The sequence below is a fragment of the Adlercreutzia equolifaciens genome, assembly GCF_029076695.1.
In the GTDB taxonomy this organism is placed as follows: Bacteria; Actinomycetota; Coriobacteriia; order Coriobacteriales; family Eggerthellaceae; genus Adlercreutzia; species Adlercreutzia equolifaciens_A.
Genome location: NZ_JARFIK010000002.1, coordinates 244,879 through 258,301, shown reverse-complemented (window position 1 = coordinate 258,301; position 13,423 = coordinate 244,879). Strand labels below are relative to the sequence as shown.

Sequence of the window (13,423 nt, the reverse complement as noted above, 5' to 3'; positions counted from 1 at the left end):
CCTACAGCTCAGGCAAGTTGTCGACGTCCAGGCGCGGGAACAAAGGCTCGCCAATCTCTACGGCGTTGCCGGCGGGCAGCTGGCCCCAGACCGTGGCGGCCTCGATGTCCGTCACCTCGTCGATGGCACCCAGGCCTAAGCGTCCGAACACGTCGGCCGAGGTGTTCGGCATGAAGGGCGCCAGGTACAAGGCGATGATGCGAATAGCCTCCAGGCAGTTGTAGAGCACCGCGGCCAGCTCGTCGGCCTTCTCCGGATCTTTCGCCAGGGCCCACGGCGCGCTCTCCTCCACGTAGAGGTTCACGCGGCTGGCCAGCTTCTGCACCGCAGCGGCGGCGCCAGTGAAGTCAACTTGAGCCATGCAGCCGTCGTATTCCGCGTACAGCTTGTCGGCAATCTCGCGCAGCGGATTGTCGGCCGCTGCGGCCGGAGCCTCGGGCACGCGGCCCTCGAAGTACTTGGTGGTCATGTTCGTGACGCGGGACACCAGGTTGCCCCAGGTGTTGGCCAGATCGGCGTTGTACACCTGTACCATGCGCTCCATGGAGATGGCACCGTCATGGCCGAACTGCACGTCGCTCATGAAGTAGTAGCGATAGGCGTCCACGCCGAACACGCGCACCAAATCGGCCGGCATAAGGCCATTGCCCTTGGACTTCGACATCTTCTCGCCCTTGGTCAGCAAAAAGCCGTGGCCGAACACCGTGTGGGTCACGGGCATACCGGCTGCCATGAGCATGGCCGGCCAGATGACGCAGTGGAAGCGGGTGATGTCCTTGCCCACGAAGTGATACTGAATGGGCCAGCGACGCTCGAACTCGTCGCCGCGCTCGATCTGGTCGTAACCCATGCCGGTGAAGTAGGCCAGAAGCGCGTCGGCCCACACATAGCACACGTGGCCCTCGTCGAAGGGCAGCGGAATGCCCCAGTCGAAGGACGAGCGCGAGATGGACAGGTCCTGCAGACCGCCCTTCACAAAGGAGACGATCTCGTTCTTGCGACTTTCGGGGCGAATGAAATCGGGATGGGCCTCGTAGAACTCCAGCAGGCGATCCTGGAACTCGGAAAGCTTGAAGAACCAGTTCTCCTCGCCGGCCGCACGGCGCACGGGACGCTTGCAGTCGGGGCAGACGAACTCGCCTTCCTCGTTCTTCTCCAGATCGCTCTCGGCGTAGTAGGTTTCCTCGTGCACGCAGTACCAGCCCTCGTAGGCGCCCTTGTACAGCCAGCCGGCGTCATAGAGCCCCTGCCAGAAATCCTGCACCGTCCGGGTCTGGCGCTCCTCGGTGGTGCGCACGAAGTCGGTGTAATCGATATCGAGCAGCTCCCAGGCCTCCTTGAAGGCCGGGGCCAGGGAATCGCACCAGGCCTGAGGGGTCATGCCGTTTTTCTCGGCCGTCTCGGCAATTTTCTGGCCATGCTCGTCGGTGCCCGTGACCAGCGCCACGTCGTAGCCGTTCATGCGCTCGTAGCGGCAGATGGTGTCGGCCGCCACCGTGGTGTATGCCGTGCCCAGATGAGGGGCCGCGTTGATGTAATAGATGGGGGTGGTGACGCTAAAAGTTCCCTTGGACATAACCGGGGTGTCTCCTATCCGGAAGCGCATCAGCCGATGACACTGCGGCTTCCCTTCAGTAATACCTGCAGGCTATCTTAACACCGATGCCGCGGTTTCGCGGGCTTAGCGCCCCAGGACTTCGCCGAGCGTGGCGGCCAAACCTTTAATGCTGATGGGCTTGGAAAGATGGTCGTTGGCGCCGGCGCGCTTGGACTCCTGGACGTCTTCGGTAAAGGCGTTGGCCGAAAGCACCACAATGGGCAGCGTCGCGGCATCGGGACGCCCCAGAGCGCGAATACGGCGCGTGGCCTCCAAGCCGTCCATGACCGGCATCTGGATGTCCATGAGCACCACGTCGTAATAGGACGGCCCGTGCACGTCCACGGCCACCAGAGCCTCCTGGCCGTTCACGGCCGTTTCCACCTCCATGCCCAAGGACTCCAACATAGCCTGGGCAATTTCGCTGTTCAGCTCGTTGTCCTCTACCAAAAGCACGCGACGGCCCGCGAACGAGGGGCCGGACTCGGCGTCCTGTTTGTCCGCAACAGACTCCGAAGGTCCGGCAGCTCCTGCTGACTTGAGCACTTCCCCCCTGCCGTTGACGCCGTCCTGCTCGCCAGCAACCGCAACGCCCTCTGCGTCCACCCCGTTCGCGGACGCGTGCCGCAACTCAAGATGCACGGTGAACGTAGTACCGCAATGGGGCTTGCTGTCCACAGTAATGGTGCCGCCCATGAGCGAGACAATGTTCATGACGATGGACAGGCCCAGGCCCGTTCCCTCCACGTGCTCGGTGCGCGAATCGTGCTCGCGCGTAAAGGGCTCGAACACATGCTCCACGAATTCCGGAGCCATACCGCAGCCCGTATCGGCGAACACGAACTCGTAGTCGCTGCAGTCCTCCATGCGGGAGGGCCGCTCGGTCAGGCGCACGGCCACGGTGCCACCCGGGGGCGTGAACTTCACCGCATTGCCCAGCATGTTGATAAACACCTGCTGCAGGCGCAGGCCATCGCTCAGGATGACGGGATGACGCACCTCGACCATGGAAAGCTCCAGCTGCAGGGACGACTCAAGGCAGCGCTGGGCGAACACCGTCTCCATTTCCTTCATAAGCTCGGCCAGGTCCACCTCGGCCGACACCAGCACCAAGCGTCCGTTCTCGATCATCGACAGGTCGAGCACCTCGTTGATGAGGCTCAACAGGTGGTTGCTGGACAGGGTGATCTTGCCCAGGCAATCGTCCACCTTCTCCCAGTTGCCCTCGTTCATGCGCGCCAGCTCGGTCATGCCGATGATGGCGTTCATGGGCGTTCGAATGTCGTGGCTCATACGCGAGAGGAAGTCGCTCTTCGCATTGTTGGCGGCAATGGCGGCGCGATAGGAATCCTCCATGGCCTGCTGCATCTGCTTCTCGCGCCTCTTAAGCGCCGTCACGTCCTGGGTAATGTACACCAAGCGCTCGGGGTTGCCGTCGCTGTCGCGGGCCACGCAGATGAAGTTGAAGTCCTCCCACTTCAGCACCCCGTCGCGATCAACCTGGAACTCAAAGCGCACGTTGTCCTCACCGGACCGCATGCGCGAGAGCAGATGATCTCGATCCAGCAAGTCGGCCGCCTCAGCTCGCGCCTCGTCTCCTACCACCATGGACACAATGCGATCGCGCATGACCTCGTAGGTGCCTTCCGTGGGGGTGGTGCCGTCCGGTGCCACCGGCCCCGTAACGTAGCGGAAGTGATCGAGGGGAATGTTCACCAGGGCCGTGCGCCCCGCCAGCTTGTCCAGCGCCGCCTCGACATCGGCGCGGTCGCGCATTTCCCGCGTGAAGAAGCGGTGCTTACGGTTGCTGTAAATCACAATGCCCACAATGACGCCCACGAACACGATGACGATGACCACCAGCGCCCGCCAGCCGCCGGCATTCGCCGCATCGATCATATTGGCCGTGGCCACCTCGGGGAAGGTTTCCACCACCATCCAGTCGGTAGCGGGCACGCGGGCCACGCATACCGAACGAATGCCCTGATCCGTTGCATAGGAGAACGAGGCGTCCTTCTGGCTTTCGAAGGCGTCGATGAGCTGACGAGCCGCCTCCTCGCCCTGCCCGTGAGTGGCGTAGGCCTCTTCGAGCAAGTTGTCCCCCGCGCGGGCGCCATCGGAAGAGGCAATGATCTCGCCAGAGGGCAGCACTAAGTGCACGCTGGACTCATAGCCGAAAAAGGAGCTGGCCAACAGGTCGGTCATACGGCTCTCGTGGTAGTGGGCCAAAAGCAGGCCGATAACCGGACCGTCCACACCGCGCCGCACGGGGGCATAGAAGCACACCAGGTTCTCGTGGGTAAGACGCGAGTCGAACACCGTCTCGATGCCCGACTGCCCTTCCATGGCCTTGGCGAAGTAAGGACGATCGGCCACATTGACGTTGTTGCCGTCCACCGTCAGCAAATCACCCTGGGCGTCGACGAACTCCACCGTGTCGAAAGGGGCCAGCGTGCCGACGATGCCGAGCCATTCGCCATCCTCGATGACGTTGGTAACCTGAGACGATTCCGAGGCAAGAGCGGCCACCGTCTCAATGTCCATCTGGGCGTTTTGCAGATAGGTGGAAACCAGCTTGGCCGTTTGCTGCGTGGCATCGGCAATGTACTGGTCGGTTTGGGAGACGATGCGGTTGGACGTTTGCTGCATGAAGGTGGCAAACGTGGCCACCACGGCCACAAACACCAGCACAAAAGCGGCTATCGAAAGCCAATATTTCTTTCCCTCAGAATCCACGCAGCCTTCTCCCCATCATGTCACAGCTGCTAAACATGATAGAGGAAAGCATAATTGCGAAAGATGGCAAGTTGGAAACAGCTGGCGCAGAAAAGGCCCTCCCGTCGGATGGCGGGAGGGCCTGTACGTTAAGCAGCTTGCAGGCCAGACTGCACGAGAATCAGATCGCCCGCACGCTAGCCCGTACTGCTGTTCGGGCGATGATTACTCGTCGTCCTCGTCCGGAATGTCGTGGTGATGGTCATGCTCGGAGATGTCGCTGACCGGCTTCTCCAGGCCTTCGATGACCAAGTTGTTCTTCTCGGCGTAGTCCCACAAGGCCGCATGGATGGCCTCCTCGGCCAAAAGCGAGCAGTGCACCTTTACCGGCGGCAGCCCATCGAGGGCCTCCATGACGGCCTTGTTGGTCACTTCGAGGGCCTCCTGGACGGTCTTGCCCTTCACCAGCACCGTAGCCATGGAGCTGGTGGCGATGGCGGCGCCGCACCCGAAGGTCTTGAATTTGGCGTCCTGGATGACGTTGTTCTCGTCGATGTCCAGGTACACGCGCATGATATCGCCGCACACCGCGTTGCCCACGGTGCCGCAGCCGCTGGCGTTCTCGATTTCGCCCACGTTGCGCGGGTTGGAGAAGTGGTCCATAACCTTCTCGGAATAGTTCATAGCCATAGGAAGTATCTCCTTCTTGTTGGTTTCTCGTCGGCGACGGACCCCTTGCGGGGCCGCATCGGAAATTGCTAGTTAGCGTAGGGGAAGCCGTCGGCCTTCATGGAGGCGATGACGGAATCCACCTTGCCCTGCTTGAAGTCCTCGTAGAGCGGGCTCATCATGCGCAGGTTCTCCAGGGTGGTCTTCAGGGAGTCCACGGCAAAGTCCACGTCCTCCTGGGTGGTGTCGCGCCCGATGGTCATGCGCAGCGAGCCGTGGGCAATTTCATGGGGCAGCCCGATGGCCAGCAGCACATGGCTGGGATCCAGGGAGCCGGACGTGCAGGCCGAGCCGGACGACACGCAGATGCCGCGGGCAGCCAGCTGCAGCAGCATGCCCTCGCCCTCGATGAACTCGAAGGAGAAGTTCACGTTATTGGCCAGGCGACTCTCCCAGGAGCCGTTGAGCTTCGCCGAGGGAATTTCTGCCAGAATGCGCTTGATGGCGTGGTCGCGCAAAGCCAGCTGGCGATCGTGTTCGGGAGCCAAATCGGCCATGGCCAGCTCCGCCGCCTTCGCAAAGCCCACGATGCCGGGCACGTTCTCGGTGGAGCCGCGCTTGCCGCGCTCCTGCTGGCCGCCGTCGATCAGGTTCTGCAGCTTCACGCCCTTGCGCACGTAGAGCAGGCCCACACCCTTGGGGCCGTAGATCTTGTGCGAAGAGGCGGACAGCATGTCGATGCCCATTTCGTCCACGTTGATGGGCTCATGGCCGAAGGCCTGCACGGCGTCGGTATGGAAGGTCACGCCGGCCTCGTGAGCCGCTGCCGCCAGCTCGGCGATGGGCTCGATGACGCCGATCTCGTTGTTAGCGAACATAATGGACGCCAGGATGGTGTCGGGGCGCAGAGCCGCCTTGAAGTCCTCGACGGACACCAGGCCGTGCTCGTCAACGGGCAGATAGGTTACCTCGAAGCCCTCGCGCTCGAGCGCTTCGCAGGTGTGCAGCACCGCATGATGCTCGATGGCGCTGGTGATAATATGCTTGCCCTTGGCCGCATGGGCGCGGGCAAAACCCTTGATGGCCCAGTTATCGGACTCGGTGCCACCGCTGGTGAAGAAGATCTCACGCGGCTTGGCGCCAATGACCGAAGCCAGGGTCTCACGGGCGGCGGCCACGGCGTCGGAGGCCTCCTGACCCAGCGGGTAGATGGACGAGGGATTGCCGAACTGCTCGGAGAAGAACGGCATCATGGCCTCGACCACTTCCGGGCGCACCGGCGTGGTAGAGGCGTGATCAAGGTAAATTTGCTTCATGGGGCTTTGCTCTGCTTTCCAAATTCGTTGACGCTGCCCCACGCCACCGCCGCCTTACGCAGCAGCGGTCGGTTCCTCGAGGGGCCTCGTCTTTGTCTAGTAGTTTGCTAGACTTTAATATAGAGGGGTTGCGCAAATTGTCAAGAAACAGATAGGATTGTCCTCGTCATCTGCGAACAATCTTCGGAAAGCGAGCATCGGTGAAGATTTCGACAAAAACTCGTTACGGCATGCGCTTCATGATCGACCTGGCCCAGAACGAGGGCGAGGGCTGCATGGCCTTGAAAGATGTGGCCGAGCGCCAGGGTATTTCCAAGAAGTACCTTGAGCAAGTGGTGGCCCCCCTTGTTGCCGCCGAGCTGCTGACCGTCACCCGGGGCAACCAGGGCGGCTACCGCCTGGCCCGCCCCGCTGCCGAAATCACCCTGGCCGACGTGGTGGCCGCCTCCGAGGACGGCCTGGAACTGCTGGACTGCATGGGCACCCTTTCCGCCTGCGAGCGCGCTGAGGACTGCCCGAGCCGCCGCGTATGGGGCGGCCTGCAAGATGCCCTTACGGGCTACCTGAAAGGCCGCACCCTCGCCGATGTCATCGATTAGCTAGCTGAGCTGGCCGTACTGCTCGTCGGTGACGGGCTCGAGCCATTCGTTGGTGCAGTTCTCCCCCGGCACGCTGAAGGCCAGATGGGCGAACCAGCTGTCGGGGGCCGCGCCGTGCCAGTGCTTCACCCCTGCGGGAATGTTCACCACGTCGCCTGGCTTCATCTCGATGGCTTCCTCGCCCCAGGCCTGGTAGTAGCCGCGACCGCCCACGCAGATGAGCATCTGGCCGCCACCCTTATCGGCATGGTGGATGTGCCAGTTGTTACGGCAGCCCGGCTCAAAGGTGACGTTAGAGGTAGGCACCTGTTGGGCCGTCAGCGGCGCCAACCAGCTGCGGCCGCTGAAGTACTGGGCGTAGGCCTCGTTGGGCGCGCCCAACGGAAACATGAGGGTAGCGGCGAAAGCCTCGGCGTCGATATTAGCGCCGAGCGCGTCGCGCCCCGCTGTCTGTTTGATCATGGGGATACTCCTGACTTTCTAAGGGTAGTTTTGCTGCAACCTATGCTACTGCTGAGCTTGTTTCAGGTGAAATGCCCATGACTCATGATCATATATGCATCCAGTGCATGATTAGCCATAAATCATTAGCATTTGCTATCGATTGGCCCCATCCTGCATGATGGGGTCATGAACAAGACCCGCCGACATACCACCTTCCGCCATCCACATCCCCGCCGCGTGCTCTTCACGGCGCGCGACCTGTTCGCGCTCATGGCTCCTTTGGCCGTCGAGCAGGCACTCGTGATGCTCGTGAGTGTGGTTGATGTGGCCATGATCTCCAACGTATCGGAGGCGGCTGTGTCGGCGGTGTCCCTCGTAGACATGCTCACCTACTTCTTCATCGTGCTGTTCGCCGCGCTTTCCGCCGGCGGCGCCGTGGTAGCGTCCCAGTACCTGGGCGCACAGCGACCCGCCGAAGCGTCCCGAGCCGCGGGCCAGCTTATCGGTCTGGCGTTTTTGTTCGGCATGGGGCTCGGCGCCGTCATACTGGTTGCCGAAGAGCCGCTGTTGGCATTACTGTTCGGCCAAGTGGAGGCAGCGGTGTGGGATGCCGCCTGGCTCTACCTGCTCTTCACCATCGCCAGCCTGCCCTTCCTCGCCCTCTACGACGGAGCAGCGGCCGTCTTCCGCTCCATGAACAAGACTTCGGTGACCATGTACGTGTCGCTGGCCGCCAATGGGGTGAACGTGATCGGCAACGCTCTCGGTGTCTTCGTCTTCCAGGCGGGCATCCTCGGCGTGGCCGTGCCCACACTTATCGCCCGCGCCTTCTCCGCCGTCGTCATTTTGGCGCTTCTGCGGCGGCCGGCGCTACCCGTCTGCGTACGTCTGCGCGACACTCTGCAGCTGAAGGCCGCCATGGTGCGCCGCATTCTCACCATCGCCGTACCCGGCGCCATCGAAAACGGCACTTTCGCCTTCGGCAAAGTGGTGGTCGTGGCCATCGTTGCGCTGTTCGGCACCACCCAGATGGCCGCGAACGGCGTGGCGGACTCCATCGAGAAGCTGGCCGTGCTGGTGGTCACCGCAAACAACCTGGCCGTCATCACCGTAGCCGGCCAGTACCTGGGTGCTGGCGATACCGCGGGGGCTCGCTTCGGCGTACGCCAGGTGATGAGGGCTTCCTTCGTAGCCACCGCCGTCTTGGGCCTGGGGGAAATTGCTCTGCTGCCGGCATTGAGGCCGCTCTTTGCGGTGACCGACGCCACCTGGTCGCTGTCCTGCGTGCTCATTGTCACCCACAATCTTATGGCCATCGCGCTTCATCCGGCGTCGTTCAACCTGGCCAATGCCCTGCGCGCCGCGGGGGACGTGACCTTCACCATGGTGGTGGGCATCGCCTCGCTTATCATCTGCCGCCTGGGCACCGCCTATCTGTTAGGCGTGGTGGCCAGCTGGGGCATCTACGGCGTGTGGCTGGGCATGGGCGCCGACTGGCTTGCCCGCTCCGTTGCCTTCGGGCTGCGCTGGAGGTCCCACGCCTGGGAAAGCCGCAAGGTTATCGAGGATACTCCGCGCGGCGAAAAAACCCTCTCGAACCACTCCCCCACAGCCGCGCAACCACCATGTAGCAGCAACCTCACCTCTCAGGAATTCACGGCTGAGACGCAGCCGATATCCATGGCTTCTTCCTAGCCGACGCTCCGCAGTCGCTCGGTAGCGAATTCCACGAAAGCCTGGACCGCCGCCGTGTGGCGCAAACCGCGCTTCCAGGCCAGCACCGTGGAGCTTTCAACGGCCGGCTCAAGCGGCACCACAGCGAAGCGGGTCGGATCCCAATGGGCCACGCTGCCTTCCACGCACAGCAACACGACATGGCCTCCCTCCACCAGCGGCGCCGCGCTTCCACCCAAGTTTACGGTGAAGCGCGGCGTCACCTTTTCCAACGATTCGCCCAACCAGTTTCCTATCAGGCTCTTCACACCCGCGCGGTACGGCAGGCTCAGCACGCGGCCCTCAAGGTCGGTAGGACGTACCGAAGCCTGCGCGGCCAACGGGTCGTCCGGCGCCATGGCCGCCACCCAACGTTCGGGAATGTCGATGGGCAGGTACTCGTAGCGGGCCACGTCCACCGGCTCCAGCAGCAGGCCAAAATCGAGCAATCCGCGATCCAGCCGTCCCGTTACCTGGTCGGCGATGCCGGTGAACAGGTCGAAGGTCACCAGAGAATGCTCTTCGGCAAAGGCTGCGGCCAAATCAACCACAAGGCTCGTGCTGGCCAGCTCTCCCGAACCGATGGAAATATGCCCGTCCAGCTCGGCGCCGTGCCCGGCAAGCTCCTCTTCCGTCAGCGACACGAGGCTCACAATTTCCACCGCGCGACGCTGCAGCAGCAGCCCCTCGTCCGTCAGCTCCATGCGCTTCTTTCCTCGGCGGAACAACGCGCAGCCCAACTCGTTCTCAAGGGTTACCAGCTGGCGCGAGAGTGCCGGCTGCGTGATATGAAGCAGCTCGGCGGCCCGGGTGATGGACCCCTCTTCGGCGATGGCAAGAAACGACTGCAGCAAGCGAATTTCCATAGATTGTCCCCTAGCCGATGCTGACAAGACGGCTTTGGTAGGCCACCGACACCTCCGTGGCGAAGCGGCGCGCGCCGTCCTCGTCAGCGAGAGCGGCCTCGAAGGTTTCGCGCGGCAAGCGGTAGGTGTTGTTCTCCTGGGACACGTGCATAGCCACGGCATGGCGCAGGCCATCGTGGGCCAAGCGCGCCAGGGCCTCACGGGACTGATCGTTGGACAAATGGCCCACGTTCGAGGCGATGCGCTGCTTGATGACGTAGGGATACGGGCCTGTCTCCAGCATGCGGCTATCGTGGTTGCATTCGAGCGCCAGAAGGCGCACCCCGGCCAGCGCCTCCCACGCCGCGTCAGTCACCATGCCCGTGTCGGTCATGAAGCCGAGGGAGTCAAGCTCCTCATGAGACCGCGCGTTGTCTGCCGCGGCGGCCCGCGCCGCTGTCTCCCCCGGCGCGACCACGGCGGTGGGTTCGGCCACCTCCTCATCGAAGCGAAACCCGAACGACTCCGCCGCATCATGGGAGGTACGGAAAGGGCACACCGCCAATCCCGCCACAGAGAGCACGTCACCACCGACGAAGTGAGCCACGGGAGCGCCTACGCTTTCCGCCGCATCGCGCACGGGACGGGAGGCGTCGTACACCGCGCGGCTCGCGAACACCTTGGGGACGCATCCCGCCTTCGCCAAGCCGCGCAGTACTACGCCCAAGCCCTTGGTGTGATCGCTATGATCATGGGTGATGAACACCGCGCGCAGCCTAACCGCATCGAAGCCGGCCTCCCCCGTACGCTCGAAGAAATCGCGTTTGCAAATGCCGCAGTCAATGAGCACGCCCTCGCCGGTGCGTCCATTCTCCACAATGGCAGCGTTTCCGCCGCTCCCACTGGCCAGCACATGCAGCTTGATCACATTTTCCTCCTTCGCAGTTTTCGCTTCCATCCTAAACGAGCCTCGCCCACAGGCAGCCAAGAAACACGGGAACTACGGGAAGGCGCGCCCCTCAAGAGCAGCGCCTCCAAAACACGATCGCACCTCCGCACAGAACAGCATCGCGAGCGCTGCTAGGACCGCACGCGTTTCAGGTGCCCCGTGGGCGCTCACCAGTTGCGGGCGCCCCGCAACAGGATGCCCCGCAACAAGAACCACGCCGCAGGAATCTCGCGGCAGGAATTTCGTGGCAAGAACCATGCGGCAAGAATCTCGCAACAAGAACCGCGCCTCCCAACCCCGCTGCAAAATGACGGTTTTGCAATTTCTGAACCCTGGAGCGAAAAAATTCGTTGCTAAAGCTCGATTTTGCACCACTGCGATGCCCGAAATGCGTGCCAAGCCAGCCGAACCGCAGCGTTTTCCCAGATGAATAATATCGCCGGACGCTCAGGTCCCGTAAATCGGGCTTTGGCGCGGTGCAAAATCGCATGTTTGCAACGGATTTTCGTCCCAAGGGCGCCGAAAAATACAAAACCGCAATTTTGCAGCTCTTCCCGCCCCGACGTCGGGGGTTCATCCAGCACGTCGCGATCACAGTCCCGTCACCCGCAGCGTCTTGCTGGCACAGCACCACGCGCTGGATCAATGCTCGCTCCTGCAGCGATCCGCGACTCTAGGGCGCTGCATCCGAAGCGCCTCGCATCCCGACCAGCGCCTCCACCCCACGCCTCGACCCCGTTCAGCGCCTCGTGCCCCCACCACTTGAGCTTGGTCAGCGGGCTGTGATCGGGGCGGCATCGCCTGCAGCGTCGCGCGAGTCGATAGCGCCGCGCCCTATGGCCTCTCTACCGCAGCTTTGCGCGGCGTTCTTTCCAGTCGGGCATGAAATGGGTCATGAGCGCCTGGAAGCGCGGGCCGTGGCCTCGTTCCAGCAGATGGCACAGCTCGTGCACCACCACGTATTCCAGGCATTCTGGCGGATACAGGGCCAGCCGCACGTTGATGCAGATACGACCCGTGGCCGGCTGACAGCTGCCCCAGCGGCTCGTCATATTGCGATAGGCCACCTTGCCAGCCTTGACGCCCATAATGGGCTCCCAGGCAGCAATCAGCACCGGCACGCAGGCCGACACCACCGCTTTCCACTGGGCTACTTCCTCGGGACTGGCAGCGGCCGCCTCCCCGCGCGGCGAGGCGGCAATCTCCTGCTGCTGCCGCTCGATCCAGGCGCGCTTCTCGCGCACAAACGCCCGGATGGTGGCCAGGGGCAAGCGCCGCGGTGCCGACACTTCGATGCGGCCATCGGGCGGCTTTACCCGTAAATGCATGTTCTTGATGCTCTTGCGCGTCAGCCAGATTTCCAAGTCGTCGATGAAGACCAACTCGGCCGGCGATGCGCTTTTTCTTGCCGAAGCCATGAGCTAGACGCCCTGGGCCTTCTGCGCGGCCATGGCCAGATCGTAGGCGTCGTTGCGAGAAATGCCGAACTCGGCGCCCAGGCGCTTGGCAATCTCCTTCGTGCGCAGGCCTTCGGCCGCCAGCGTAGCCGCCAGCGCCTCGGCCCCCGCCGCGGCCCCTGCGGCATCAGCGGCCGCCTCGTCCGCATTGGGCCCGTCGATGACCAGCGCAATCTCGCCGCGAATGCCTCCGGGTTCCTCGGCGCGCGCCGCAAACACCTCCGCCAGCTCGGCCGCGGTGCCCCACGCCACTTCCTCGTGCAACTTCGTCAGCTCGCGGCAGACGGCCACCGAGCGCAACGGCAGCACCTGGGCCACCGCGGCCAGCGCTCCCACGAGCCGATTAGGGCTCTCGTAGAACACCAGCGCCGCGTCAAGCCCGCGCAGGCCCTCCAGCACCGCGCGCTGCTCGGCCGCTTTGCGCGGAAAGAAGCCGCCGAAGTAGAACCGCGGATTCACCGTGCCCGAGGCCACATAGGCCGTGGCTGCGGCCGAGGCGCCAGGCAGCACTTCCACGGGCACGTCCACCTCGTGGGCCGCCGCCACCAGGCGCAGGCCCGGGTCGGAGACGCCGGGCATGCCGGCATCGGAGCAGTAGGCAATCACCTCGCCGGCAGCTACGCGCTCGATGATCCCGGCGGCGCGGGAGCCGATCAGGGCCTCGTCAAGCCGTTCAAGACGCTTCTCGATGCCGAAATGCGCCAGCAACTTGCCCGTCACCCGCGTGTCCTCCGCACACACAACGTCGGCGCCGCGCAGCGCCTCCAGCGAGCGCAACGTCATATCCCCCAGGTTGCCGATGGGGGTAGGAACAACGATGAGTTTTCCTGAAGATGTCATGGGCGAGATTTTAGCACGAGAAAAGAACGGCGCCGCGCCCGGGAAAGGGCGCGGCGCCAAAAGCTCGGAGCATAACCGCCGACAATCGCTCAGCCACTGGCCGGCTCGGCAGCGACGCGACCCTCTGAAAATCCAGAGCCCGTCCTATGCCAGGCAGCCCACCGCTCTCTGCTCAGCTCTACGGGAGGCAGGTGCCTCGTGGGTAATCAGGGGGTTCCACGAGGCGGCCTGCTCCATCTTGCACGCAGGAGGCCTTGCAGGGGATCAGGGTTCTGCAAG

General features: G+C 63.2%; 11 protein-coding genes. 2 read left to right on the top strand and 9 right to left on the bottom strand.

The features are described from left to right. Position 1: 1 nt before the first annotated feature. The 4 genes from metG to nifS form a co-directional block, all read right to left on the bottom strand. Entirely contained in the window at positions 2-1,576 is a 1,575-nt protein-coding gene (metG, locus tag PZH32_RS06930; RefSeq protein ID WP_275207149.1) for a methionine--tRNA ligase, read from the bottom strand. Positions 1,577-1,681: 105 nt separating this feature from the next. Then, positions 1,682-4,333 carry a hybrid sensor histidine kinase/response regulator gene (locus tag PZH32_RS06925; protein WP_275207148.1) on the bottom strand — a complete coding sequence of 884 codons (2,652 nt, stop codon included), beginning with the start codon at positions 4,331-4,333 and terminating at the stop codon, positions 1,682-1,684. Between the two features lie 204 nt (positions 4,334-4,537). Further along, complete coding sequence (nifU, locus tag PZH32_RS06920) at positions 4,538-5,002, bottom strand: Fe-S cluster assembly scaffold protein NifU (RefSeq protein ID WP_428994022.1); 465 nt, start codon at positions 5,000-5,002, stop codon at positions 4,538-4,540. A 68-nt stretch (positions 5,003-5,070) separates the two neighbouring features. Continuing rightward, entirely contained in the window at positions 5,071-6,297 is a 1,227-nt protein-coding gene (gene nifS, locus PZH32_RS06915; protein WP_275207146.1) for a cysteine desulfurase NifS, read from the bottom strand. Between the two features lie 200 nt (positions 6,298-6,497). Between nifS and PZH32_RS06910 the strand changes: the two genes are divergently transcribed. Beyond that, positions 6,498-6,896, top strand: coding sequence for an RrF2 family transcriptional regulator (locus PZH32_RS06910; protein ID WP_275207144.1), 399 nt, complete (start codon positions 6,498-6,500; stop codon positions 6,894-6,896). Here the strand turns inward: PZH32_RS06910 and PZH32_RS06905 are convergent, their stop codons facing one another. After that, positions 6,897-7,358, bottom strand: a complete 462-nt coding sequence (locus tag PZH32_RS06905; RefSeq protein WP_275207143.1) for a cupin domain-containing protein — start codon at positions 7,356-7,358, stop codon at positions 6,897-6,899. It abuts the gene before it with no gap. 168 nt (positions 7,359-7,526) lie between these two features. On the opposite strand from PZH32_RS06905, the gene PZH32_RS06900 reads away from it, so the two are divergent. Next, positions 7,527-9,035 (top strand): MATE family efflux transporter, encoded by a 1,509-nt coding sequence (locus PZH32_RS06900; RefSeq protein WP_275207141.1) that lies wholly within the window; start codon positions 7,527-7,529, stop codon positions 9,033-9,035. Here the strand turns inward: PZH32_RS06900 and PZH32_RS06895 are convergent. The 4 genes from PZH32_RS06895 to rsmI all read right to left on the bottom strand — a co-directional run bounded on the left by PZH32_RS06895 (position 9,032) and on the right by rsmI (position 13,144). Then, positions 9,032-9,919, bottom strand: a complete 888-nt coding sequence (locus PZH32_RS06895) for a LysR family transcriptional regulator (RefSeq protein ID WP_275207140.1) — start codon at positions 9,917-9,919, stop codon at positions 9,032-9,034. The genes PZH32_RS06900 and PZH32_RS06895 overlap by 4 nt on opposite strands. A 10-nt stretch (positions 9,920-9,929) precedes the next feature. Further along, entirely contained in the window at positions 9,930-10,826 is an 897-nt protein-coding gene (locus tag PZH32_RS06890) for an MBL fold metallo-hydrolase (protein ID WP_275207138.1), read from the bottom strand. A gap of 866 nt (positions 10,827-11,692) precedes the next feature. Continuing rightward, positions 11,693-12,265 carry a M48 family metallopeptidase gene (locus tag PZH32_RS06885; protein ID WP_275207136.1) on the bottom strand — a complete coding sequence of 191 codons (573 nt, stop codon included), beginning with the start codon at positions 12,263-12,265 and terminating at the stop codon, positions 11,693-11,695. A 3-nt stretch (positions 12,266-12,268) separates the two neighbouring features. Next, a complete protein-coding gene (gene rsmI, locus PZH32_RS06880) occupies positions 12,269-13,144 on the bottom strand; it encodes a 16S rRNA (cytidine(1402)-2'-O)-methyltransferase (protein WP_275207135.1) in 876 nt (291 codons plus the stop codon). Positions 13,145-13,423: the final 279 nt, after the last annotated feature.

Bases quoted from the DNA above. Each gene is read 5' to 3' on its own strand.
- PZH32_RS06905 (WP_275207143.1), bottom strand. From the start codon at position 7,358: ATGATCAAACAGACAGCGGGGCGCGACGCGCTCGGCGCTAATATCGAC.
- nifU (WP_428994022.1), bottom strand. From the start codon at position 5,002: ATGGCTATGAACTATTCCGAGAAGGTTATGGACCACTTCTCCAACCCG.
- PZH32_RS06895 (WP_275207140.1), bottom strand. From the start codon at position 9,919: ATGGAAATTCGCTTGCTGCAGTCGTTTCTTGCCATCGCCGAAGAGGGG.
- PZH32_RS06885 (WP_275207136.1), bottom strand. From the start codon at position 12,265: ATGGCTTCGGCAAGAAAAAGCGCATCGCCGGCCGAGTTGGTCTTCATC.
- nifS (WP_275207146.1), bottom strand. From the start codon at position 6,297: ATGAAGCAAATTTACCTTGATCACGCCTCTACCACGCCGGTGCGCCCG.
- rsmI (WP_275207135.1), bottom strand. From the start codon at position 13,144: ATGACATCTTCAGGAAAACTCATCGTTGTTCCTACCCCCATCGGCAAC.
- metG (WP_275207149.1), bottom strand. From the start codon at position 1,576: ATGTCCAAGGGAACTTTTAGCGTCACCACCCCCATCTATTACATCAAC.
- PZH32_RS06900 (WP_275207141.1), top strand. From the start codon at position 7,527: ATGAACAAGACCCGCCGACATACCACCTTCCGCCATCCACATCCCCGC.